21 protein-coding genes are annotated in these 24,527 nt (G+C 56.9%); 8 read left to right on the top strand and 13 right to left on the bottom strand.

Annotated elements, in window-relative coordinates; genetic code table 11:
- Positions 1 to 80: 80 nt before the first annotated feature.
- The 4 genes from B6S09_RS10835 to B6S09_RS10850 all read right to left on the bottom strand — a co-directional run bounded on the left by B6S09_RS10835 (position 81) and on the right by B6S09_RS10850 (position 4,131).
- The gene (locus B6S09_RS10835) at positions 81 to 965 is read right to left on the bottom strand and encodes a LysR family transcriptional regulator (RefSeq protein WP_094278503.1); all 885 of its coding nucleotides are present in this window, start codon (positions 963 to 965) and stop codon (positions 81 to 83) included.
- A gap of 169 nt (positions 966 to 1,134) precedes the next feature.
- A complete protein-coding gene (locus B6S09_RS10840; protein ID WP_094278504.1) occupies positions 1,135 to 2,604 on the bottom strand; it encodes a sodium:solute symporter family protein in 1,470 nt (489 codons plus the stop codon).
- Entirely contained in the window at positions 2,594 to 2,854 is a 261-nt protein-coding gene (locus tag B6S09_RS10845) for a DUF3311 domain-containing protein (RefSeq protein WP_243832833.1), read from the bottom strand. The genes B6S09_RS10840 and B6S09_RS10845 overlap by 11 nt, the downstream gene beginning before the upstream one ends.
- A gap of 86 nt (positions 2,855 to 2,940) precedes the next feature.
- Positions 2,941 to 4,131, bottom strand: a complete 1,191-nt coding sequence (locus B6S09_RS10850; RefSeq protein WP_094278506.1) for a M20 aminoacylase family protein — start codon at positions 4,129 to 4,131, stop codon at positions 2,941 to 2,943.
- A gap of 143 nt (positions 4,132 to 4,274) precedes the next feature.
- Between B6S09_RS10850 and B6S09_RS10855 the strand changes: the two genes are divergently transcribed.
- Both B6S09_RS10855 and yghU read left to right on the top strand, forming a co-directional pair.
- Complete coding sequence (locus B6S09_RS10855) at positions 4,275 to 5,162, top strand: LysR family transcriptional regulator (RefSeq protein ID WP_094278507.1); 888 nt, start codon at positions 4,275 to 4,277, stop codon at positions 5,160 to 5,162.
- A gap of 94 nt (positions 5,163 to 5,256) precedes the next feature.
- Positions 5,257 to 6,099: a glutathione-dependent disulfide-bond oxidoreductase gene (gene yghU / locus B6S09_RS10860; RefSeq protein ID WP_208321731.1), complete on the top strand. Its 843-nt coding sequence runs from the start codon at positions 5,257 to 5,259 to the stop codon at positions 6,097 to 6,099.
- A 93-nt stretch (positions 6,100 to 6,192) separates the two neighbouring features.
- Here yghU and B6S09_RS10865 read toward each other — a convergent pair whose 3' ends face one another.
- From B6S09_RS10865 to apbC, 3 genes are all read right to left on the bottom strand, one after another.
- Positions 6,193 to 8,127 (bottom strand): AsmA family protein, encoded by a 1,935-nt coding sequence (locus tag B6S09_RS10865; RefSeq protein WP_094278508.1) that lies wholly within the window; start codon positions 8,125 to 8,127, stop codon positions 6,193 to 6,195.
- Positions 8,128 to 8,322: 195 nt separating this feature from the next.
- Positions 8,323 to 8,904, bottom strand: coding sequence for a dCTP deaminase (gene dcd / locus B6S09_RS10870; protein WP_094278509.1), 582 nt, complete (start codon positions 8,902 to 8,904; stop codon positions 8,323 to 8,325).
- 66 nt (positions 8,905 to 8,970) lie between these two features.
- The gene (apbC, locus tag B6S09_RS10875) at positions 8,971 to 10,044 is read right to left on the bottom strand and encodes an iron-sulfur cluster carrier protein ApbC (protein ID WP_094278510.1); all 1,074 of its coding nucleotides are present in this window, start codon (positions 10,042 to 10,044) and stop codon (positions 8,971 to 8,973) included.
- A gap of 140 nt (positions 10,045 to 10,184) precedes the next feature.
- Here apbC and metG point away from each other — a divergent pair, with 140 nt between their 5' ends.
- The gene (gene metG / locus B6S09_RS10880; RefSeq protein ID WP_094278584.1) at positions 10,185 to 12,218 is read left to right on the top strand and encodes a methionine--tRNA ligase; all 2,034 of its coding nucleotides are present in this window, start codon (positions 10,185 to 10,187) and stop codon (positions 12,216 to 12,218) included.
- 374 nt (positions 12,219 to 12,592) lie between these two features.
- Here metG and B6S09_RS10885 read toward each other — a convergent pair whose 3' ends face one another.
- The 3 genes from B6S09_RS10885 to pabB form a co-directional block, all read right to left on the bottom strand.
- Complete coding sequence (locus B6S09_RS10885; protein WP_094278511.1) at positions 12,593 to 13,975, bottom strand: L-serine ammonia-lyase; 1,383 nt, start codon at positions 13,973 to 13,975, stop codon at positions 12,593 to 12,595.
- A gap of 151 nt (positions 13,976 to 14,126) precedes the next feature.
- Entirely contained in the window at positions 14,127 to 14,690 is a 564-nt protein-coding gene (locus tag B6S09_RS10890) for a CoA pyrophosphatase (RefSeq protein ID WP_094278512.1), read from the bottom strand.
- Positions 14,687 to 16,063: an aminodeoxychorismate synthase component I gene (gene pabB / locus B6S09_RS10895; RefSeq protein ID WP_094278513.1), complete on the bottom strand. Its 1,377-nt coding sequence runs from the start codon at positions 16,061 to 16,063 to the stop codon at positions 14,687 to 14,689. The genes B6S09_RS10890 and pabB overlap by 4 nt, the downstream gene beginning before the upstream one ends.
- 124 nt (positions 16,064 to 16,187) lie before the next feature.
- On the opposite strand from pabB, the gene B6S09_RS10900 reads away from it, so the two are divergent.
- Positions 16,188 to 17,708 (top strand): fumarate hydratase, encoded by a 1,521-nt coding sequence (locus B6S09_RS10900; protein WP_094278514.1) that lies wholly within the window; start codon positions 16,188 to 16,190, stop codon positions 17,706 to 17,708.
- An 85-nt stretch (positions 17,709 to 17,793) separates the two neighbouring features.
- Here the strand turns inward: B6S09_RS10900 and yccX are convergent, their stop codons facing one another.
- Positions 17,794 to 18,066, bottom strand: a complete 273-nt coding sequence (yccX, locus tag B6S09_RS10905) for an acylphosphatase (RefSeq protein ID WP_094278515.1) — start codon at positions 18,064 to 18,066, stop codon at positions 17,794 to 17,796.
- A 125-nt stretch (positions 18,067 to 18,191) separates the two neighbouring features.
- Between yccX and selD the strand changes: the two genes are divergently transcribed.
- The 4 genes from selD (at position 18,192) to B6S09_RS10925 (ending at position 22,879) form a co-directional block, all read left to right on the top strand.
- On the top strand, positions 18,192 to 19,229 hold the full coding sequence (gene selD / locus B6S09_RS10910; protein ID WP_094278516.1) for a selenide, water dikinase SelD: 1,038 nt from the start codon (positions 18,192 to 18,194) through the stop codon (positions 19,227 to 19,229).
- The gene (gene mnmH, locus B6S09_RS10915) at positions 19,222 to 20,325 is read left to right on the top strand and encodes a tRNA 2-selenouridine(34) synthase MnmH (RefSeq protein ID WP_094278517.1); all 1,104 of its coding nucleotides are present in this window, start codon (positions 19,222 to 19,224) and stop codon (positions 20,323 to 20,325) included. Before selD ends, mnmH begins: the two co-directional genes overlap by 8 nt.
- Before the next feature lie 10 nt (positions 20,326 to 20,335).
- On the top strand, positions 20,336 to 20,968 hold the full coding sequence (locus B6S09_RS10920) for an MBL fold metallo-hydrolase (RefSeq protein ID WP_094278518.1): 633 nt from the start codon (positions 20,336 to 20,338) through the stop codon (positions 20,966 to 20,968).
- A gap of 69 nt (positions 20,969 to 21,037) precedes the next feature.
- Positions 21,038 to 22,879: a methyl-accepting chemotaxis protein gene (locus tag B6S09_RS10925; RefSeq protein WP_094278519.1), complete on the top strand. Its 1,842-nt coding sequence runs from the start codon at positions 21,038 to 21,040 to the stop codon at positions 22,877 to 22,879.
- Between the two features lie 61 nt (positions 22,880 to 22,940).
- Here the strand turns inward: B6S09_RS10925 and B6S09_RS10930 are convergent, their stop codons facing one another.
- Positions 22,941 to 23,831: a dienelactone hydrolase family protein gene (locus B6S09_RS10930; RefSeq protein ID WP_094278520.1), complete on the bottom strand. Its 891-nt coding sequence runs from the start codon at positions 23,829 to 23,831 to the stop codon at positions 22,941 to 22,943.
- A 41-nt stretch (positions 23,832 to 23,872) separates the two neighbouring features.
- Positions 23,873 to 24,478 (bottom strand): YdbT family protein, encoded by a 606-nt coding sequence (locus B6S09_RS10935; RefSeq protein ID WP_094278521.1) that lies wholly within the window; start codon positions 24,476 to 24,478, stop codon positions 23,873 to 23,875.
- Positions 24,479 to 24,527 lie beyond the last annotated feature (49 nt).

A 24,527-nucleotide genomic window follows, 5' to 3' on the forward strand; every position in this document is an offset into this window, starting at 1 on the left:
TGTTGTGCTCCGTCAGCACACAGAGCACCGGCGGCGGTATGACCAAAGCGCGGTATGGGTGGTATAACAGAGGCAGCGACCTATCTGGTCTTCCGGGCCTGAGCAATAAAATCCTTCAGGTAGTTAACCTGCTCTTCCCCTTTGCGTACCCCCAGAAAGATCTGCTTCTGGATGCCTTCCTGACCGAACCTGAGGCTTTTAATGGCCAGTTTTTGGGCAAACTCATCCACAAGCCAGCCAGGCAGGGCACACACTCCCCTGCCTGCAGCCACCATCTGCAGCATGATTTCCGTGGTTTCAATGGTTTTATGTTTTTTAACCGTGCATTTGGCCGGATTCAGAAACTGACTGTAAATATCCAGCCGCTCCGGCTCTACAGGATAGGTGAATAACACTTCTTCATTCAGTTGATCGGGCATCACAGCGCTTTGCATGGCAAGCGGATGAGATGATGGCACTACCAGCCGGTGTTCATAGTCGAATACCGGTATAAATGTCAGGTGAGGTTTATACAAAGGATCGGGCGTCACCAGAATATCTATCTCGTAGCTATTCAAGGCACCCAGGCCGCCAAACTGAAACTCCTGCTTTACGTCAATATCAACGTCTGGCCATTGCTCAAGATAGGGTTCAATCACTTTTAACAGCCATTGGTAGCAAGGGTGACACTCCATACCAATACGAAGTGAGCCCATTTCACCCGTTGCTATCTGACGCAATAAATGCTCAGTGTGTTTGAACTGCGGTAATACCCGATTCGCCAGCGTCAGCATTTGTTCACCGGCATTGGTCAGGCGCAGGTTTCTGCCTTCTTTTTGCCATACCGGGGTTTTGATCTGCCCTTCCAGTTTCTTGATGCTGTGGCTCAATGCCGACTGGGATAAATTCAGCGACTCAGCCGCCTGAGTTAAGGTTCCCTGCTCTTTTATCGCTGCCAGTACTTCAAGGTGAAACCGCTCCAGCATCACTTAACTCCCGTCTTTAACCTTTAAACGCATGAACATCATTCATAATTAACAGGAAATCTAACATTATTTCATTCTTAAGACATCGCCAGTGCTACCCGAGATGTCTGATACTGAAAAAGCCCTCCGGATGGAGGGCTTTGGCATACATCATGTGCAGAGTGCAGCCTTACGACAGGGCTTCTGCCGGAGTTTCACTGGTTTCATGCTTTCCGTACCAGCTGATCACCACAAATACCAGCGTATTAACCAGCAGGCCGCAGAATCCGGGGGTCCAGCCAAATGGCGGATTACCGCTGATCATCAGATAGATGGTCAGCGCAGCCCCCACAGCCAGGCCGACAAAGGCACCTGAGCGACTTGCTTTACGCCAGAACAAGGCTCCCAGCAGCATCGGCAGCAGCTGAACAACAATGCCATAGGCTCCCAGCAGCAAAGACACCAGTGACGCTGGGTTCGCCAGGGCCAGCAAATAAGCGGCCAGCGACACCACAACCACCCCATATTTAGTGAGTGTCAGGGCCCGCTCATCAGACAGTCCACGGCAGGCGGGCAGATGTACACCCACGTCCCGCACCAATATGGTGGCAGAGGTATGTGCCAGGTTGGCAGCGGTCGACATAGCAGCCGCCAGTGCTCCGGACAGGGCAATCCCCACCAGCCAGGCCGGGAAATCGGCAACCTCAATCACCAGGGTCAGCAGTACCCGGTCAGGCGAGTCCAGTGGTGTGTCCTTCAGCGCCAGCACTCCGGCAAAACCGATAAACACAATAGGGATTAACAGGTAGCTGTAGAGCGGATAAAGAATGAAGGCGCGCTTCAGGGTGCGTTCGCTCTTTGCGCTGTAAAACTTCATAAAAATGTGCGGCCACATCACACACCCCAGGGCACTGACCAGGATGGCGGTAGAGAAGGCACCCCAGCTCATCCCGTTAGCACCCGGCATGGTGAGATATTCTGGCGCTTCCTGCTGGATCTGCCGGAACATTTCCTCAACGCCGCCATACAGCTGATCAACGGTGGCGATGCCCAGGAACCAGGCAACCACCACCATCATGATGCCCTGCACCAGGTTGGTCCAGCCAATCCCCTGCAGACCGCTGGCATAGACATACGCAGTAACCACGGCACAGGCCAGCAGGCTTCCCAGCCAGAAAGGAATGGTGCCCGCCGTGGCCGCTTCAAACAGCAGCCCCGCGCCGGCAATCTGAATGGTCAGATAGGGGATCATGGCCAGAATGCTGACGATACCCACAAACAAACCCAGAATATTCCCTTTGCTCGGATAACAGGCCGACAAAAACTCTGCCTGAGTCAAAAAGCCGTGCTGACGGCCCAGCCGGGAAATATGCGGTGCCATGATCCACCACACCAGCACGGCTAAGGTCAGATACGCCATAATGTAGAGTGCAGGAGCACCCTTGCTGTAAGCCCAGCCCGGTGCACCAAGAAATGCAAAGGCTGAAAATATTTCGGCCCCAAGAATAAAGAAGAGCACCATCAGCCCCATGTGCCGTCCGCCGGTCACATAGCCTTCCAGCGATGAACTTTGCCCTTGTCTGGCCTTCAGACCCACGATTAAGACAATCAACAGATACGCGAGCGTGATCCCTGTGATCAGCGTTGAATCATTCATCATCTTGCTCCTTGCCGGTGCTTTCCAGGCTATACGTCACGATCAGGCCTACAAAGAGCAGGAACACCCACAACACATACCAGAAAAAGAAAAAAGGGAGCCCCATCACCAGGGGTTCAATTCGGTTGGCAATCAGAGCACCGGGCCAGACCATCGCCAGCGTGCAGATCAAAAAGTACAGGCCCATCCCCGTTAACAGGCGCTTTCTTTTTGAAGTGACGTCCGGCACTGCTTGATGTTGACGTTCTATCATGTTGTTCACTTCCTTACTGTGACTACCAGAAATCCGATTACCATCAGGCAACCTTCCTGCTATAAAAAATCAGATATAATATCCTGCTATTTATCCAGAGCCCGCAACGCAGTTGCCAGCAGCAACCTGCTACCCGTGGGGATAATGCGGTCATTAAAGTCAAAATGCGCATTGTGTAATGGTGGTGTATTTTCCTCCTCTGCCGTTCCCAGAAAAAAGTAGGCGCCCGGACACTGCTCAAGCATGAAGGCAAAGTCTTCCGCCCCCAGACTGGGCGCGATATCCCGGATCAGAGCCTGCTCGCCCAGTTCAGCACAAACGGTATCTTCAACATGGCGGCTTGCTGACGGCTCATTCAGGGTGACCGGGAAAATACGCTCGTAACACACCTCTATCTCTCCGCCATAAACCGCAGCAATGCCATCACAGACACGCCGGATCCTTTGTTCAATGGTGTTCTGTACCGATGCATCGAGGGTACGGACGGTGCCGCTGATACGTACTTCTTCCGGAATAACGGCAAACCCCTTCAGATCCCCGCCTTCAATCCCGCACAGGCTGAGAGCCGCGGTATCCAGCGGGTCGATATCCCGGGAAATAATACTGTGCAGAGACTGGATCAGCGCACCGGTCATCCGCACCGGATCAGTGGTCAGGTGCGGGTTAACACCACCGTGCCCTCCCTTGCCACGCACCGTAATCAGCAGGCGATCTGCAGCGGCCATGATGGCACCGTTACGTACCGCAACCTGGCCAAAAGGCAGTGCCGGCCAGTTATGCAGTGCATAAATGGAATCCATCGGATAACGCTCAAACAGGCCGTCTTCCACCATGGCCTTGCCACCGCCCAGACCTTCTTCCGCCGGCTGGAATACCAGATAGATCACCCCGGCAAAATCCCGGTGTTCGGCCAGATACGCAGCGACACCAAGCAACATGGTGGTGTGACCATCATGGCCACAGGCGTGCATACACCCGGGTATCTCTGAGGCATGCTCACAGGCATTCAGCTCGTGTATCGGCAGCGCATCCATGTCGGCCCGTAATCCGACGCGCCGGCCATTATCAGCACGGCTACCGGTTACCGTGGCCACAATGCCCGTTTTCCCCATCCCGGTTTCATAGGGAATCCCAAGTTTTTGCAGCTCCTGTACGACCCGCGCTGCCGTGGCATGCTCTTCGAAGCCCAGCTCAGGGTGGCGATGCAGATCTCGGCGAAATGCCGTCAGATACGGGTGAAGATGCTCAAAGTAAGCAGGGTCAATGCGATGCGTCATAGCTTGTTGCTGCCGTTAAAAATGAATGTAACTACATTGTTAACCACCATCGATCGATTAATAAAATATTATTTTTCTCATTAGTCCATATAATTATTGTATTGTTAGGGGTGTAACCACCCCGCCCTGCTTATGGTAAAGATATGGATTTCAAGCAGTTAAAATATTTTATCGCGATTGCGGAAGAAGGCTCTATGTCATCTGCTGCCCGTAACATTCCCATCGCACAGCCGGCGCTGACCCGTCAGATCCGCCTGCTGGAAGAAAGTGTCGGTGCCGCGCTGTTCACCCGTAGCCAGAAAGGCATTGTCCTGACCCAGGCCGGAGAGTCCTTTTACCGGGATACCAAGCGATTGCTCAATGAGTTTGAGCTTGCCAAACGGAACGCCAGCGCTATTGCCAGTGGCCGTCTTGGTACATTGAGCCTGAGCGTGACGGTCATGCATCTCTGGGTCCCCCAGATTACTGAGTTAATCAGTCAGTTCCGCCATGCTTATCCCGATATCAGCATCAAGATATTTTCCCTGCTTTCAGGCCCGCAGGTAGACGCCATTCGCCAGGGACGCCTGGATATCGGCATGCTGTTTTTTCCACCGGAAGACGATGATGAACTCAGCTCTCGCTGCCTCTATAAAGATCGCCTGGTGCTGGTAACCAGCAAAGGATCCCGGCTGGCAAAACAGCTGCCGAAAAAGCTCGCCGATTTGAACGGTGAAGATTTTATCTGGTTTGACCGGGCAGCCAGCCCCGCCTACCACGACAAGTTAATTCACAGTTTCCAGAAGGTCGGGTTTACTCCGCATGTCATACAGGAAGGGGCTGATAACGCCACCATGATGAGTCTGGTCGCCACCGGCATGGGATGCACCATTCTTCCTGAAATGACCATGGCCGGTGCCCCGCCGGGCGTTATCAGTCACCGGATCCCGGATCTGACATTGGAGCTGCCACTTATGCTGGTCTGGCGCAAAGATTCCCGGAATCCCGCCTTGCATCCCCTGATTGACATGGCCGTACGCCACCCACTTTAGGCCAGCCGGTCTCGGCATCAGCGTTCAGGCCTTCACCCTCCGGTCAAACATTGCTAGCCTGTCGCAGTTGCTTGTCATCAATCGGGAGAACATTATGACGACCCCTTATACCCCGCCGAAGGTCTGGCGCTGGGATGTCGCCAACGGCGGCGAGTTTGCCAATATCAACCGGCCTGTTGCCGGTGCCACCCATGAAAAGGCGTTGCCTACAGGAAAGCACCCGCTACAGCTCTATTCCCTGGCCACGCCCAACGGGGTAAAAGTGACCATCATGCTGGAAGAGCTGCTGGCCTTGGGCCACCACGGTGCCGAGTACGATGCCTGGCTTATTCGTATTGGGGATGGTGATCAGTTTTCGTCCGGCTTTGTCGACGTCAACCCCAACTCCAAAATTCCGGCATTGCTGGATAACAGCGCTGACAAACCGGTGCGGGTGTTTGAATCCGGCTCCATTCTGCTGTATCTGGCAGGAAAATTTGGTGCCTTGCTGCCCACTGACCCTCTTGCCAAAACCGAGGTGATGAACTGGCTGTTCTGGCAAATGGGCTCGGCTCCCTATCTGGGCGGTGGCTTCGGTCATTTTTATGCCTATGCACCGGAAAAGCTGGAATATCCCATCAACCGCTTTGCCATGGAAACCAAACGGCAGCTGGATGTACTGGAACGCCAGCTGAACGGCCGGGACTATATTGCCGGCGACAGCTACAGCATTGCCGATATTGCCATCTGGCCCTGGTATGGAGCCTTGGTGCTGGGTCGCCTCTACGATGCCGCCGAGTTTCTGTCGGTAACTGACTACCCCAATGTACTGCGCTGGGCCAAAGCCATCGACGCTCGCCCCGCCGTACAACGGGGCCGGCGGGTTAACCGGGTGTGGGGTGAAGAAAACGAGCAGCTGGCAGAGCGGCACAATGCGGCTGATCTCGACACTGTTTAACGTATTATCAGGGGCTGTTTCCCTTACACAAAAGCGGGTAATAAAAAAGGCGGAATGATCCGCCTTTTTTATATGAAGTCATCCGCTGCGAGATTACAGCCCCAGCTTGTCCAGCAGGCCAGGCAGCTTTTCATTGAGTTTGTCACCCAGCTCACCACCGAGTTTTTCATTGAGCTTGCGTTTTACCCGCTCGGCTTCCTTACCGGCTTTTTCTTTCAGATAGAGATCGAACACCTGCTGCATGTCCAGGGTATAGCGAGGCTCTTTATAACTGCCGCTGATCCTGAGAGGAACCGTGATGTTTTTCAGTTCATCCAGCGATTCACCGTCCTGGCCCTTGAGACTTCCCACAATAGAGGTGTTCAGCAGCACATTCAGCGATTCATCCAGCAGGCTGGTTTCGCCTTCGCCACGTACCCGCAACAAGGGAGAAGCCAGACGCAGGTTTTGTGTGCTGATGCTGCCCTTGCCAATATCAAAATCGGCAGTCAGGGCGCTGAAATCGGTTTTCTGAGGTTCGTTATCGTCGGGCAGCGGCAGGCCTTTTACCTGGGCATAGCCCCGGCGGATCATCGCAGCAATATTCACGCCACGCAGAGCTCCATCGGCAAATTCCACCCGGCTGGTGCCGGTCAGGCTCTTTTTAATGGCCTGCTCCGACAGGCCCCTGCCGGCCACGTTCACCGCTACACTGGCCCGCCCTTCCAGAGAGTCGATGCCGGCGGCATTGTTCAGCAGCCGGAAGCCGTCTACATTCTGCAGGCTGGTGTTCAGCATAAAACTTGCCGGAGCACGGTTGGCATTCAGGCTGACTTCGCCGTTCAGCACGCCGTCATAAAGGCGGGCGTTAATGTCACTGGCCGAGGCCTGGCCTTCGTGCACCCACACTTCAAGCGTCAGCCCTTCCATTTCCATGCCCTGCACTTTCAGCTTGTCGGCAGAAAGGCTGCCCTTGACATCCAGCTTGTTGAGTATGGACAGATCCGGCTCTCCGGCCGCCACCGAAGGAGGCAGCTTGGCCCGCTTAGCCGACGGTTCATCACCGGACGTGGCCGCCGCACCACTGGCACCCTGCTCACTGCTCCACTCTTGGCTGAGCTGTTCCAGATCCAGCAGCGGAGTATGCAGAGTAAAACGAATTTCAGGTATTTCCGGCCCATGCTTCACATTCAGCTCACCATCAAGCATCAGCGAACCCACCGCCATATTCACATTGCTAAAGCTCGCCTGTTTACCGGCAATGTTGTAAGCCAGATCGCCGCTTAGCTTAAGCGCTTTATTACCAGGCACAGCCCGGCCGGTGGCACCGGCGTTGAACTCCAGATTATCAAAGCGTAAGTGATCAAATTCCGGTGCCAGCCACAGCTGCCCACTGGCATCCATGCTGGCCTGCACATCGTCAGAGAACAGGTTGCCCGAGAAGCTGACCGGCACTTCCTCACCCGGCGCAAAACGATCCAGCTGGAGATTAACCCGGTTCAGACGGGTCAGCGTGTCTGTACGTTCATCCTGCAGCAGTACTTCGGCATCGGTCACCGTCACCCCTGCCAGGCTGACAAACTGCAATTCACGCTGCGCTGTCGGCTCGCCGCCGGCCGGTTCGGGCCCTGCGCCAGAGTCCGTATCAGCCTGACCCAGATTGCGCAGATCGTCCAGGTTAGTGCTGCCGTCTTTATGGGTAATAAGGTGCAAACGGGCGTTATTGAGTACGGCCTGGCCGATTTCCAGCCGGTTGTTGAGCAACGGCTTCAGTGCCACATCCAGACTGACTTCCCCCACCGACAGGGTCGCCCCTTGCTCAAATTCTGGCGGGTTCAGCAGTGATGTTTTACCCAGGGTAAAGCCCACAGAGGGGAAAAAACGCCAGCTCAGCTCGCCGTCGATCACCAGCGTGCGGCCGGTTTTCTCCCGGGTCTGTTCCACCAGCAGGCGCTTCACCCTGTCGGTATCTACAAATCGGGTCAGCGCAAAGACCCCCAATAGCAACAGCAGCACCAGCGCCGCCAGGCCATAAAGCCATTTTTTCATTATTCTTGTCCCGTTTATGCGTGTAAACCAACCTTCCCCTGTCTTACCAAAGGTTCATTTAGCACAATACAATATGACGAGTACTCCGGCCTGCGAGCCGGACCCTCTCTCACTGTTGACACCCTCTCAATCACGCCGGCGAGTCCTTGATAAACGCCATCACTTACCGCTTCTGTGCCACGCTCTCCGGCCGTATCAATCCTGGTTGATACGGCTGGCGTCAGCACCTTGCTGAGATTTATATTTGGCGCTGGCACGGCTCATGTAAGGATGCTCCGCCGGGCCCGACATGGTTTCAAAGTTAAGCGCTCCAATCACCATTTGGGGGCGCAGCGCCAGCGGCAGCTTACCGCTGTTGTAAAACTCCAGCACAATGCGGCCGCTCCAGCCCGGATCAATCCGGTGCGCAGTCACGTGCACCATCAGGCCCAGCCGCGCCAGCGACGAGCGGCCATCCAGCCAGCCCACAATATCGTCGGGCAGAGTAACAGACTCGTGCGTTACCGCCAGCGCCAGCTCTCCCGGGTGCAGAAAGAAGGCTTCGCCGTCTTCAATCAGGATCTCGTCGCTCATCACCCGGTTAATCTGCTCCTGCACCTGCCCTTTGGGGCCGCTGAGATCGATATAAGGGGCAGTGTGATCCTGAAACACGCGAAAAGCGTTACCCAGCAGTACATCCACACTCACGCCACTGATCCGCTCCTCTGCCGGGGCGGGATCAATCTTGATTCGGCCTTCGGCCAGATATTGCTTAATGTCCCGATCGCAAAGACGCATGAAGACTCCTAAAACCAAAATAAGAAACCGGTGCAGGCAGCTGTCTGCACCGGAGCAACAGCAGGCTTATACCAGCCGGGTATAAAGGGTAGTAGGCACCTTTTTGCCGGAGAAATACAGGCTGGCAGCCAGCCGGGCAGCCATATCAAGGTAGCGCCCGGCCACTTCGCTGCCCGGATCAACCACCATCACGGGGGTGCCCGCGTCCATCTGCTGGCACAGGGTGGCATTCAGCGGCATTTGTCCGAGCAAAGGCACACCATGTTCATTGCACAGGTGACCGCCGCCGCCTTCACCAAACAGGTTCTCTTTGTGGCCGCACTGGCTGCACTGGTGATAGCTCATGTTTTCCACCACGCCCAGCACCGGAATATTGACCTTGCCGAACATATTAATGCCTTTTACCGCATCGGCCAGGGCCACGTTCTGCGGCGTGGTCACCACCACCGCTGCCGTGGTCGGCACCTGCTGAGCAATGGTTAGCTGAATATCACCGGTGCCCGGCGGCAGATCCACCACCAGATAATCCAGCTCACCCCAGCGGGTTTCCCGCAGGATCTGCTCCAATGCCTTGCTGGCCATGGGGCCACGCCACACAGTGGCATCGTTGGCACCGACCAGAAAACCGATGCTGTTGGCTTTTACACCGTGGGCCTGCACCGGCGCCATGGTTTTACCATCATCGCTGGCCGGACGTTCTCCGGCCACCCCCAGCATCATGGGAATGGACGGCCCGTAGATATCGGCATCCAGCAGGCCCACCCGGCCACCCAACCGGCTCAGCGCCAGCGCCAGGTTGACCGCCGTTGTCGACTTGCCAACCCCGCCCTTGCCCGACGACACCGCAATAATATTGCGTACGCCGGACAACGCCGGTGCGTCATTGGCATGGGCCAGCGTGGCCACATCAAGATGCAGCTGCCAGTCAACACGGTGCGCGCCGGCCAGCTCACACAGTTCGTCATTAAGACCGTTAAGCTGCTCCGCCACGGCCAAATCGGCAAAAGGCAGAGTAACGGCAATGGTTAATACATCGCTCTGGCAGTCGATGCTGCGTACAAAACCGGCAGATACCGGATCCTGCGCCCAGTGGGCGGGCTTAAAACGGCTTAACCGCTGCCGAATTGGTTCAATATTCATTCAGTTAGGTCCACATAAGGGGGTAGCAGCACTTTAGCAAAAGCACCGGGCAGGTAAAACGCCGCTGAAGAGTGTATATAACAAAAAAACTCGGGTAACATGCAGGCTTCTGTAAACCCGACACTACAAAAATGGAAATTATGGCTACCGATCCACGTAAGATTCTCGTTACCTGCGCCCTCCCCTATGCCAATGGTTCAATCCACCTTGGCCATATGCTGGAGCACATTCAGGCCGATATCTGGGTTCGTTACCAGCGAATGCGTGGCCATCAGGTCCATTTTATCTGCGCCGATGATGCTCACGGCACCCCCATCATGCTCAAGGCCAAACAGCTTGGCGTGACCCCGGAAGAAATGATTGCCGCGGTCAAAAAAGAACATGAGCATGATTTTGAGCGCTTTAATATCGCTTTTGACAACTATCACAGTACTCACAGCGATGAAAACCGCGAATTTGCTGCGCTTATCTATGGCCGGCTGAAAGAGAACGGCTTTATTGAAAGCCGCACCATTTCTCAGCTGTACGATCCCGAGCAGAACATGTTTCTGCCAGACCGCTTTGTAAAAGGCACCTGCCCCAGCTGTAAAGCAGAAGATCAATATGGCGACAACTGTGAAGTGTGCTCTGCCACCTACACCCCCGCCGAACTGATTAACCCGCGCTCGGCCGTATCCGGCGCCACCCCGGTGATGAAAGACACCGAGCACTTCTTTTTTGATCTGCCCCAGTTTGACGGCATGCTCAAGGCCTGGACCCGCTCGGGAGCCCTGCAGGAAGAAATGGCCAACAAGCTGGAAGAGTGGTTTGAAAGTGGTCTGCAGCAATGGGACATCACCCGTGATGCCCCCTATTTCGGCTTTGAAATCCCCGATGCGCCGGGTAAATATTTCTATGTCTGGCTGGATGCACCCATTGGCTATATGGGTTCATTCAAAAACTACTGTGACAAACGCGGTGATCTGAACTTTGACGATTACTGGCAGGCGGACAGCCAGGCCGAGCTGTATCACTTTATCGGCAAGGATATCGTCTACTTCCACAGCCTGTTCTGGCCAGCCATACTGGATGGCAGCGGCTTCCGCAAGCCCAGCAATATTTTTGTACACGGCTATGTCACCGTCAACGGCTCTAAAATGTCCAAATCCAAGGGCACCTTTATCAAGGCCGACACCTATCTGAATCACCTGGACCCGGAGTGCCTGCGTTACTACTACGCCGCCAAGCTGACCAGCCGTATCGACGATCTGGATCTGAACCTGGATGATTTTGTGGCCCGGGTAAATGCCGATGTGGTCAATAAACTGGTCAACCTGGCCTCCCGCAACGCCGGCTTTATTGCCAAGCGCTTTAATGGTGAACTGTCTGCCGACTGTGCCGAGCCAGAGCTCTATGCCGAATTTGCCGGTGCTGCCGAGCGCATAGGCCAGTTTTATGAGCAACGGGAATTTGGCCGTGCCATTCGCGAAGTCATGGCCCTGGCTGACAAAGCAAACCGCTACGTGGACGACCAGGCTCCCTGGGTAGTGGCCAAGGAAGAAGGCAAAGACAGCGAGCTGCAGGCCATCTGCTCTGTAGGTATTAACCTGTTCCGGGTACTGATGACCTACCTGAAGCCGGTGATGCCGCAACTGGCCGAACGCACCGAGGCTTTCCTGAATACCGAGCTGGCCTGGGACGCCATTGCCAGCCCGCTCACCGGCCACAGCGTGAACAAATTCAAGGCACTGTTCAGCCGTATGGACGCCGACAAGGTGGCCGCCATGGTGGAAGCCTCCAAGGAAGATCTGGCCGCCGAGCAGGCCAAAGCCACCCCCACCGGCCCGCTGGCAGACGATCCCATCAGCGACACCATCTCCTTTGATGACTTCGCCAAGGTTGACCTGCGGGTGGCACTGATCAAAAAAGCCGAAGCCGTGCCCAAGGCAGATAAACTGCTGCGCCTGGAGCTGGATCTCGGTGGTGAAACCCGTCAGGTATTTGCCGGCATCAAATCTGCCTACAGCCCGGAAGATCTGGAAGGCAAACTCACCGTGATGGTAGCGAACCTGGCCCCCCGCAAAATGCGCTTTGGCATGAGTGAAGGCATGGTGCTGGCCGCCGGCCCCGGTGGCAAGGATCTGTGGATCCTTGAGCCCCACGACGGTGCCCAGCCGGGTATGCGGATTAAGTAACTCCTGCGGGTACCGCTTTGGCTGCGCACAGCTACCGCAATAAGACAACAAAAAGCCCGGCTACGCCGGGCTTTTTGTTGATGAAGGCATCGAAACGTTAACGCATCGGCGAAGGCGGGAATCCGTACACGTCTTCAGATCTGCATCGCCAGCAAAAGCGTGCTCCATGCGCTGGATCTCCGCCTGCGCGGAGATGACACAACTTATACCTTCCTTAGCATTTAACGGCACTCCCGCGAAAAAGTGTCATTCCCGCGAAGGCGGGAATCCATACACGTCTTCAGATCTGCATCGCCAGCAAAAGCGTGCTCCATGTACTGGATCTCAGCCTGCGCGGAGATGACACGGCATATGCCTTTCTTACATGTAAGGCATCAACATTCGATGATATTCACCGCCAGGCCACCGCGGGCAGTTTCCTTGTATTTGGTCTTCATGTCCCTGCCGGTATCGCGCATGGTTTTAATCACCTTGTCGAGAGATACCTTGTGTTCGCCGGTCCCGCGCAGCGCCAGACGGCTGGCGTTGATGGCCTTGACCGCCCCCATGGCATTACGCTCAATACAAGGAACCTGAACCAGGCCACCAACCGGATCGCAGGTGAGCCCCAGGTTGTGTTCCATGCCAATTTCGGCGGCGTTTTCCACATGATCAATAGTGCCACCGACCACGGCAGTCAACGCGCCAGCGGCCATGGAGCAAGCCACGCCTACTTCTCCCTGACAGCCCACTTCGGCACCGGAGATGGAAGCATTTTCCTTATATAGAATGCCGATGGCAGCCGCCGTCAGAAAATACTGCACCAACGCATCGTCATCCACCGGCTGCACAAACTTATCGTAATAATGCAGTACCGCAGGCAAAATGCCGGCGGCTCCGTTGGTCGGCGCCGTGACTACCCGGCCACCGGCGGCATTCTCTTCGTTCACGGCCAGCGCAAACAGATCCACCCACTCCATTACGCTTAACGGATCTTTGTTGTACTGGGCTTCACTGACCAGCCGGCGGTGAAGCGAGGGAGCCCGGCGTTTTACCTTGAGTCCGCCAGGCAAAATACCTTCGGTTTTACAGCCCCGTTTAACGCAGGCTTTCATGACGTCCCAGATCTCCCGCAGACCGGAAATAATCTCTTCTTCACTGCGGGTCACCTTTTCATTTTCCATCATCAGACCACTGACGGACATGCCATTTTCCCGACACAGCTGCAGCAGTTCGTTACCGCTCTTGAACGGAAACGGAACCGGACGGGCACTGGACTCGGCCACGGCCGCCGCCTTGGTATCGGCAAATTCCTCAGCCTTGACGATAAAACCGCCACCGATGGAGTAATAAGATTGCTCGCTCAGCAGCTGCTCTCCCTCAAAGGCACGGCAGGTCATGCCATTACTGTGCAGAGGCAGGGTTTTACGACGGTGAAACACGATGGCACCGGAACGCGGAAACGCAGCCGGATGAATCTGGTTGAGTACAATCTCTTCGCTGCTCTCCACCTTTTCCAGAAAGGAGGGGATTATGTCTACATCTACCGACTCGGGATCAAACCCACCCAGTCCCAGAATCACCGCTTTACCCGTGCCGTGGCCGATACCGGTCTGGCCCAGTGAGCCGAACAGCTCCACTTCTACCCGGGTGGTCCGGTTGAGCAGGTCCTGCTCCTCCATCGCCAGCACAAAAGCATGGGCCGCCCGCATGGGGCCTACGGTATGGGAAGAAGAAGGGCCGATACCGATACTGAACATGTCAAACACGCTGATCATGGCAAACTCCGAACACTACTCGTTTAACACAACGACGCCAACGGCAATCGCTCAACTATTATTGAACGATTGTAGGTTTATTTGAGTTTTAACCCAACAACATTTTAACAAGCAAACAGAAGAAAGCAGAAATTGTGATTAGGATCTCCGGTCAGCGTGCGACCTGATGCGCCAGCTGATGGATCACCGAAGCGGTGATGCCCCACACCCACAGTCCCTGCCAGTGAATAAACACCACCCGGTGTAAACGGCCACGGCGCGGCTGGCTCAGCACATGGTGGTGCCGCACATCCAGCAGATAGTCGAGCGGCACCCTGAACACTTCATCCACCTCGTCAGGATTCGGCACAAACTCGGGTTGCCCTTCCACCAGCCCCACAAAAGGGGTAAGGGCAAACCCGGAGATGGTGTACTGGGCCCGCAACCGCGCCAGCAGCCGGCAGCGTTCCGGCGGCAGGCCAATCTCTTCCTCACTTTCACGCAGCGCGGTGTGCCAGAGGCTGGCATCCGTGTCATCCACCCGTCCGCCGGGAAAACTGATCTGCCCCGGGTGCTGACGCAGATGCCGGCTGCGCCGGGTCAGCACCAGCTCAAGACCGCTCTGCCCTTGCAGCACCGGTATCAGTACCGCTGCCGGCCGGGCATGACGGGGCCAGCCGTCATCGGGTTGCGGTGGCAGCAGATTAAGGCGGGTGATCAGCTCATCCAGCGTCATGAGGTTGCCAGCACCGGTAAAATACGGCCCAGCTTGTCAAACAGTTCCTGATATTCGTCACTCTCCTTCGAATCGGCCACCACTCCGCCACCGGCCCAGCAGAACAGCCGGCCCTGCTCTGCCAGCAGCGTGCGAATGGTAATGCTGGTATCCATACGACCGTGGGCACTTAAATAGCCGATGCTGCCGCAATAGCCATGCCGGCGATGGGGTTCCAACTCTTCAATAATCTGCATGGCCCGCACCTTGGGCGCACCGGTAATGGAACCGCCGGGGAAAGTCGCCGCCAGCAGGTCGGTGCCGTCCAGATTTTCTTTTAACTCGCCGGTAATGGTAGACACCAGATGATGCACTGCCGGAAACGATTCAATGGCAAACAGCGAGGGCACCTTGACCGTGCCCGGCACACAAACCCGGCCAATATCATTGCGCAACAAATCCACAATCATCAGATTTTCAGAGCGATCCTTGGGGGCTGCAGCAAGCTCTGCGGCCAGTTGCCGATCCTGCTGCTCATTCTGCCCCCGTGGACGGGTGCCCTTAATCGGCTTGGTTTCCACCTGTCGTCCATCAAGGGCAATAAAACGCTCCGGCGACAGGCTGAGTACCGTGCTGTGCGGCAAGGACATAAAAGCGGAAAACGGCGCCCGGTTATCTTCGCTCAGGCGGCAATAGGCCGTCCAGAGGTCGCCTTCAAAGCTGGCGTTAAAGCGCACCGTGAGGTTAATCTGGTAGCAATCTCCGGCAGACAGATACTCCTGCACCCGGTTAAAGTTGCTGCCGTATTGCTCCCGGCTCTGGTTGGCCTGCCAGTGACTGGTCAGCCTGAACGGCCCCGGTTTGCCCGCTGCCAGCTCCCGCCACCACGCCAGCCGGTGCTGCAACGCCGCTTCATCACCCAGTACCAGAAGGTGAGCCAGCCCGGTTTCACGGTCAATAATCCAGCACCAGTGATACAACCCTACTGCCATATCTGGTGTGTCCAGCTCATTGATGGCCTGCTCGGGAAGCCGCTCAAGCCGCCGGCCCAGATCATAGCCGAACAAGCCAAGGGCTCCCCCGGCAAAGGGTAAATGAGTCAGGCCTTCCGGTAAACTGACCTCCCCCAGCAACCGTTGTTGCCAGGTTTTAAGCAAGGCAAAGGGGCAGTCGGTGCTGAGCTCGGAGCCACCGGGATGGTTGACTGTGGTGGTGTCTCCGTGCGTGACCAGGGTCGCCAGCGGCCGGGCACTGATAATATGAAAGCGGCTGTCACCGGCCAGCGGTGAGGCCGATTCCAGCAGCACCGACCAGGGCTCGCCGGCCAGGGGAGAAAAGAAGTCGCGCACCAGGCCGGTAAAGGGCTCACTGTGTATGTGCAAAGGCAGTCCCATTATGTAATCCACTCGACAATTTTGGCATTCCGCCCCGGTCCAGACTGGTCAGCCGGGGGCGGTGAAGCGTATCATGACGCCGATTATAACAATTCAAAGCCAGCCGATAACCCATGAGGAAGCCATGAGCATTATCAAGAAGCAGGACTTTATCGACTCCGTTGCTGACGCCCTTCAATATATCTCCTATTACCACCCGCTGGATTTTGTGCAGGCGCTGGAAAAAGCTTACGAAAAAGAGCAAAGCCAGGCCGCCAAAGACGCTATTGCGCAGATTCTGATTAACTCACGCATGTCCGCCGAAGGTCATCGCCCACTCTGTCAGGACACCGGCATCGTGACCTGTTTTGTGAAAATTGGCATGCAGGTGCAGTGGGACTCCGATCTTACCGTGCAGGAAATGGTGGACGAAGGCGTACGCCGTGCCTACTCCAACCCCGACAACCCGCTGCGCGCCAGTATTGTGGCCGACCCCGCCGGTGCCCGTAAAAACACCAAAGACAACGCCCCTGCCGTGGTACATATCGACATGGTGCCCGGTGCTGAAGTCGAGGTAGCCATTGCCGCCAAGGGTGGCGGCTCCGAGAACAAGTCCAAAATGGTGATGCTGAACCCGTCCGACGACGTGGTTGAATGGGTTCTGAAGACCCTGCCTACCATGGGTGCCGGCTGGTGTCCGCCGGGCATGCTGGGCATTGGTATTGGCGGCACCGCCGAAAAGGCGGCCGTTCTGGCCAAGGAATCGCTGATGGATCCGGTCGACATTCACGACCTCATTGAGCGCGGTGCCGAAACCACCGAAGAAAAGCTGCGGCTGGAGATCTTTGAAAAGGCCAACAAACTGGGTATTGGTGCTCAGGGTCTTGGCGGCCTGACCACGGTAGTGGACATCAAAATCAAGACCGCCCCCACCCATGCCGCCTCCAAGCCGGTGGTGATGATCCCCAACTGTGCCGCCACCCGCCACGTGCACTTCCACCTGGACGGCACCGGCCCTGCCGAGCTGACCCCGCCGAAGCTCGAAGACTGGCCGGAAGTCACCTGGGAAGTGGGCGAAAATGTTCGCCGGGTCAACCTGGATACCGTCACCCGCGACGATATCAAAGAGTGGAAAATGGGTGAAACCCTGCTGCTCTCGGGCAAGCTGCTGACCGGCCGGGATGCCGCCCACAAGCGCATTCAGGACATGATCAACAAGGGTGAGCAACTGCCGGTGGACTTTAACGGCCGCTTTATCTATTACGTGGGTCCGGTAGACGCCATTGGCGACGAGGCGGTGGGTCCTGCCGGCCCGACCACCTCCACCCGCATGGACAAGTTCACCGACATGATGCTGGAGCAGACCGGCCTGATGGGCATGGTGGGCAAGGCCGAGCGTGGCCCCGCCACGGTCAGCTCCATCCGCGACCACAAGGCCGTTTACCTGATGGCCGTGGGCGGTGCCGCCTACCTGGTTGCCAAAGCGGTGAAAAAAGCCAAGGTGCTGGCCTTTGAAGACTTAGGGATGGAAGCCATCTATGAGTTTGAAGTAGAAGACATGCCGGTCACCGTTGCAGTGGACAGCGACGGCAACAACGCCCATGAAGCCGGCCCTGCCATCTGGAAAGCCAAAATTGAAGAGCTGGACAGCAAACTGAAAGGCTGACTCTGAAGCGGTGCCATTGCCCCGGCTTGCCGGGATAATGGCACCGCCTGAAACAGGCTCTGACCGGGCCACCCCGGCCCCGCCGTCATCCTGTTTCAAACCCTTTTGCCCCTGCCGGGGTAATATCACTTTCTTCCAGCCCGGTTACCTGCGCACTGTCGGGACCACTCCGCAGCCACGCGGTTAACTGGCGCACCGCCGCTGCAGGGCCTTCTGCCAGCACCTCCACCCGGCCATCAGGCAAATTGCGGGCATAACCACTGACCCCCAGCCGCTCCGCTTCACATTGTGTGTAATAGCGGAAACTGACCCCCTGCACCCGGCCGCTGACCCATATTTTTCTGGCAATCATGCTCATAGCTGTGGCTCCTTTTTATTATCTGACTGTCATTTAGTTTAACCGCACCCGCTGCGTGGCGGGGTGCGATTCCTGCTTATAAGGAGTACTATACAGCCTTTCCCTTAGTCACCAAGGAAGCTCGAGTGGAACCCATCCGTCTGACCCAATACAGCCACGGTGCCGGCTGCGGCTGCAAAATTTCGCCTAAAATTCTCGATACGATTCTGCACAGCCAGTTGCCGGGGTTTAATGATCCGCGCCTGGTGGTCGGCAACGCCAGTCGCGACGATGCCGCCGTGGTCGATATTGGCAACGGTATGGGCATTATTTCTACCACCGACTTTTTTATGCCCATTGTGGACGACCCCTTCACCTTTGGCCGCATTGCCGCCACCAATGCCATCAGCGATATTTACGCCATGGGCGGTACTCCCGTGGTGGCCATTGCCATTCTGGGCTGGCCGGTAAACACCCTGCCGCCGGAAGTGGCCCAGCAGGTCATTGACGGTGGTCGCCAGGCCTGCCATGACGCCGGTATTTCTCTTGCCGGAGGCCACAGCATCGACGCTCCCGAGCCCATTTTCGGGCTGGCTGTCACCGGGCAGATCCCGCTGGAGCAGGTCAAGCGCAACGACACCGCCACGGCCGGCGATATCCTGTTTCTGACCAAGCCGCTGGGGATTGGCATTTTGTCTACCGCACAGAAAAAAGGCGTGCTGCGCGAGGAGGACAGTACCCTGGCCCCCGAGGTCATGTGTCAGCTGAACAAGCCGGGACAAGACTTTGCTGCGTTGCCAGGCGTCAGTGCCATGACCGACGTCACCGGCTTTGGCCTGCTCGGTCACCTGCTGGAAGTATGTGAAGGTGCGGATGTGAGTGCGCGCCTGGCCATGGCCGATATCCCATTACTGCCAAACCTTGATCATTACCTGCAGGCCGGCGCCGTCCCCGGCGGTACCCTGCGCAACTTTGACGCCTATGGCCATAAAGTGGCCCCGCTGACCCAGCGTCAACAGCATATTCTGTGCGACCCGCAAACCAGCGGTGGCCTGCTGGTGGCCGTGCGTCCGGATGCCATTGACGTCTTTCTGAGTGCAGCCGCCAGCCATCAGCTCAGTCTGGCCCCCATTGGTGAACTGATGCCAGCCGGCGAGCATCGCATTGAGGTTGTGGATGCCTGATCAGGAAACCGATTTCGGCCGGCTGCTGGCCTGCGATGTTCCTCTGCTGGACTTGCGCGCCCCGGTGGAGTTTATTCAGGGTGCTTTTCCTTCTGCCACCAACCTGCCGTTGATGACCGATGACGAGCGCGCTCAGGTGGGCACCTGTTACAAGCAGCAGGGGCAGCAGGCGGCCATCGCACTGGGTCACCGGCTGGTGGCCGGTCAGATCCGTGAAGCACGTCTGCAGGGCTGGTTAAACTGGCTGAAGGATCACCCGGATGGCGTGATTTACTGCTTTCGCGGCGGTCTGCGCAGTCAGACCGCGCAGGAATGGCTAAACGCGGCCGGCCGGCCGGTGCCCCGGGTAAAAGGCGGCTACAAGGCATTGCGCCGCCGGCTGCTGCAGGAAATTGAGCAAGGCTTTGCCGGCCCGGGATTTGTACTCACCGGCCTCACCGGCAGCGGTAAAACCGACTGGCTGGCCCGGAGTCCGTTATCACTGGATCTGGAAGGCTGTGCCCATCATCGTGGCTCCAGTTTTGGCAACTGGAGTGAGCCCCAGCCCACTCCCATCAATTTTGAAAACCGCCTCGCCATTGCCCGGCTTAAACAGCGCAAGGCCGGCATTCACGGCTGGCTGGTGGAAGACGAAAGTGCCATGATCGGCCGCTGCCCTATTCCCCTTCCGCTGTATGAACGCATGCAACAAGCCCCGCTACTGCTGCTGGAAGTGCCCTTTGAGCAGCGGGTACGACAAATTCGCCATGACTATGTGGAAACCATGCAGCACCACTTTAATGACGACTTTGAGCGGCTGGAACACTATCTGCAAGACAGCCTGAAGCGGTTATACAAACGTCTGGGAGACAGGGAGTGGCGACGGCTGTCTGCCGTGATGACCGAGGCGGTACGCCAGCAGCAGCAAGGCCATGGCTGTGATGCCCATGAAGAATGGATTGCCACCTTGCTCAGCGTTTATTACGACCCTATCTATGCCCGTCACCAGGCGACAAAGGAAGACCGCATCATCAAACGCGGTGAGGCCGAAGAGCTGGCCGAGTGGCTGGCGCAACAGCCCGAAGCACAGGCTTCGCAAGCCGGATTGTTATGTTAAAGGAAGCAGCATGCTGAATCGTATTACCCTGCCGGTCACCCCCTTTATGCAAAACTGCAGCCTGGTATGGTGCAGCAGCACCAACCGGGCTGCCCTGATTGATCCCGGCGGCGAGACAGACCGTCTGCTGGCAGCCGTTAATGAACGTGGCCTGATCCTGGAGCGCATTATTCTGACTCACGGCCACCTGGACCATGTGGGCGGTACCGGTGAGATAAGTGCACAGACGGGGGTGCCGGTAGAAGGGCCCGGCGAACAGGATGACTACTGGATCGACGGCCTGCCTCAACAGGTACAGATGTTTGGCTTTGAACCGGTACCGGGATTTACCCCCGATCGCTGGCTGAAGGCCGGCGACACCGTCAGCGTCGGGGAAGAACAACTCGAAATATATCACTGCCCGGGTCATACCCCCGGACATCTGGTGCTGGTGCACGAAGCACAACGCCTGGCCTTTGTGGGTGATGTGCTGTTTAACGGCGGTATTGGCCGCACCGACTTTCCCGGTGGGGATCACCAGCAGTTGCTGCACAGCATTAACAGCATCCTGCTGCCCCTGGGGGACGACATCATTTTTGTCCCCGGCCACGGTCCGGAAAGCACCTTTGGACATGAACGTCTGACCAATCCCTATTTACGCTGATCTCCTGCGCCCGTTCGCGGGCGCTCAGCCACATTTTTTCGATGTTCCGGTTACGAGAAAAACAAACGGATGAAAATAAAACACAAGCTCGCACTGAATACCCTGCTGGTAATCGCCGCCATGGGCATTTTGTTCACCCTGTTCACGCATACCCTGAATACCATTAAAACCCTGAATCACGGCAAGGCACTGGCCATGACCCTGAGCAACGATATGCTGAGTCTGCGCCGGGAAGAAAAAGACTTTATGGCCCGCATGGAGGTCGCCTACCTGAACGACTTCCAGCAACACATGGTGCAGACCCGCCGTCACCTGACCGAGCTGAATGCCCTGCTTGCACAGCAACAGCTGCCGATCAGTACCCTTGCGGCTCTGGACGAACGCTTTACCCGGTACAATACCGACTTCAAAGCGGTGGCTGCCGCCTATCAGCGCCTTGGTCTGGACCATGAGTCCGGACTGGAAGGCGAACTGCGCCGCGCCGTGCATAACGTGGAAGCCTCGCTGAATGAGTCGGGAGCCGATCAGGTTCTCATTACCCTGCTGCAGCTTCGCCGTGCCGAAAAAGACTTTATGCTGCGCCATGACATCCGCTACGTACAACGTTTCAATACCCTGCACCAGCGGCTGCTGAGTCAGCTCAATGCGCTCGACCTGCCACACTCCCAGGCTACTGAGTACCGGAAACGTTTTCTCGCCTATGCCGATGAGCTGGAGCGGGTTGGACTGAGCAGCGAGCAGGGACTGCAACTGGCCATGCGCCAGACCGTTCAAAGCACCGAAAGCCTGCTGGAAAGCAGCCTGGCCGACATAGAGCAGGAGCTGCAGAACTACCTGGACCGGGCAACCCGCACCGCCACTCTGGTGTTTATCCTGATGCTACTGCTCACCGCCGGGGTTGCCATGCTGATCAGCCGTTCTATTTTCCGCCCTATCAGGCAAATCCGTGATAGCGTACTGACCATTCATCGTAGCCATAACCTCGGTCTGCACATTGATACCGGCAGCAAGGATGAAATGGCCGAGATCGCTGACGCCCTTAACACCATGCTCAAAGGCTTTCGCGATGTCATTGGGCAGGTCAACCAGGCGGTCAGCACCATGAACCAGACCACGCTGCAACTGTCGGAAAGCGCCGCGACCACCACCACGGACATTGAACGCCAGCAGCAGGAAACCGAGCTGGTTGCCACTGCCGTTACCGAAATGGTCAGCACCATTGATGATATTGCCCGCAATACGGACCATACCGCCACCAGGGCCGGACAGGCCAACAGCAGCGCCACGGAAGGACAACAGCAGGTGCAGGGCACCATAGAGCGTATCCGTCGTCTGGCGGTGCAGCTGGAAAACTCGGTAGGCAGTATTGAAGATTTGTCACACCAGAGCGAAACCATCGGCAGTGTCTTGCAGGTTATCCGCGATATCGCCGATCAGACCAACCTGCTGGCACTTAATGCGGCCATTGAAGCCGCCCGGGCCGGAGAGCAGGGCCGGGGCTTTGCCGTGGTGGCCGATGAAGTCAGGGCACTGGCGGCCCGCACTCAGGATGCTACTCAGGAGATAGCTACCATCATCAGCTCATTACAGGGAAAAACCGATGCCATGGTGCAGCTCATTTATCAGAGCAGAGAGGAAGGACTGGAAAGCAGCCAGCAGGCCAGGCAGGCTGAAGCGGTACTGAATGAGATTAACCAGGAAGTCACCGACATCTCGGACATGGCAACCCAGATTGCCACAGCCATTGAGCAACAGAGCAGTGTTGCCAATGAAATTGGCCGGAATGTGGTGGTCATCAGGGACATTACCGATAACACCGTACAGGCAGTACGCAAAAACTCTGAAGCTACCCAGAATATTGCCGCCCAGGCGCAAAATCTGAAGCAGGTGGTATCGGTCTTTCAGATCTGACAACTGTAGTAAGGTGCCACTGCCAACCTTGACCGGGCCGCGCACAGCGCGGCCTTTCCGTTTACGCCGCTCCGGTTCCGGCCAGGCGGGCACGCAAGAACGCCAGGGTACGCGCCCAGGCCTGCTCGGCAGCCTCGGGCTGATAGCGGGGTGTGGAATCATTGTGAAAGCCATGCTGGGTGCCGGCATACTGATGCATTTCAAACTCGATGCGGCTGGCCTCTAATGCCTCCCGGTAGGCGGGCCAGGCACGGTTGACACGCTCATCCTGCTCTGCAAAGTGAATAAGCAAGGCGGCTTGCATGCCGGGGACCTTCGCCAGATCCGGCGGCATACCGTAAAAAGGGACCGCCGCCCGAACCTGCGCCGGCAAGGTAGTGGCCAGGGTATTACTGACAAAACCGCCAAAGCAGAATCCGATCACCCCAATGCCCTGCCCCGGTTCATCCAGCAGACCGGCGGCGGCAGTAAAGTCGGCCAGAATGTTGCCGGTTTCCAGTTGCTTTTGCATGACCCGGCCATCATCGTCATTGCCCGGATAACCGCCCAGCGAGGCCAGTGCATCGGGCGCGAACGCTACGAAACCGGCCTTGGCCAGACGCCGCGCCACATCTTCAATATAAGGATTAAGACCCCGGTTTTCATGCACCACCAGCACCCGCCCCAGTACCTCACCGGCGGGCTCAACCCAGTAGCCGCGCCCCTGGCCGTGCCCTTCGGGTGAATCAAAGCTGAGATAACGGGCGTGAATATCCGGATCGGTAAAGGACACCTGCTGAGCCCGGGCATAATCAGGCATCAGCGCCTCGGCCAGCGCAGTGACGGTCAGGCCGCCCACTGCCAGCCGGGCCAGGCCACTGATAAACTGGCGCCTGTCTATCTGTCCATGAGCGTAGCGGTCGTAAAGACCAAATGCGGCGGGAGGAATACGGGAAGGATCTGGCCTGGCCATAAGGAGGGCTCCTGTCTAAAAAGCACCCCTCGAGTATAGGATCAGTCATCCCACTCGTCGTCGTCCTCCTCCTCCACGACCACCGGCACCACCGCCGGGGCCAGCACACTAATGGCCGTCAGCAGGTGCCGGCGGGGCTGCCAGTTGGCCACAAAACCAAAGCGATAGCAGTTCTCCCCCAGAGCAAAACGCTCCTCGGCCTGAGTTTCCAGCGTCTGTTGTACCTCATCCAGCTCTTCTTCGTTCAACTGCAAATCCAGGGTAAACGCAATAATGGCACCGTCGTGGCCCGGCAGTTTGCCCTTGTTAACCGCCCTCACCCTGTCTCTTGGCAGACTCACCGCCTGCTTGCGATTACCGTTCACCAGATACAGCCGGTCGGCATCAAACGCCAGGTTCATTAGCCGCTGCCGGTTCCAGCTGGCGGGCCAGAGACTGACCAGCAGCAACACACCGCCAAATACCAGCCCCACATAGTTGATCAGTTCAAAGCCGTGCTGCGCATCCAGCAATGACCACACCACCGTCGCCAGACTTGCCAGCAGCACCATGGTCTGAGTGGCATAAAAACGAAAGGCTGGCGGCTGCAGCACAAACTCAAGGGGCTGCAGTAACAACTGCTGCACGCTAATACGCTGGGTGGTCATTTTTACATTCCGGACAGATCAAAAGCCGCTACCCTAGCAAAAAACCGCG

Source organism: Oceanimonas baumannii, assembly GCF_002245495.1.
Lineage (GTDB): Bacteria > Pseudomonadota > Gammaproteobacteria > Enterobacterales > Aeromonadaceae > Oceanimonas > Oceanimonas baumannii.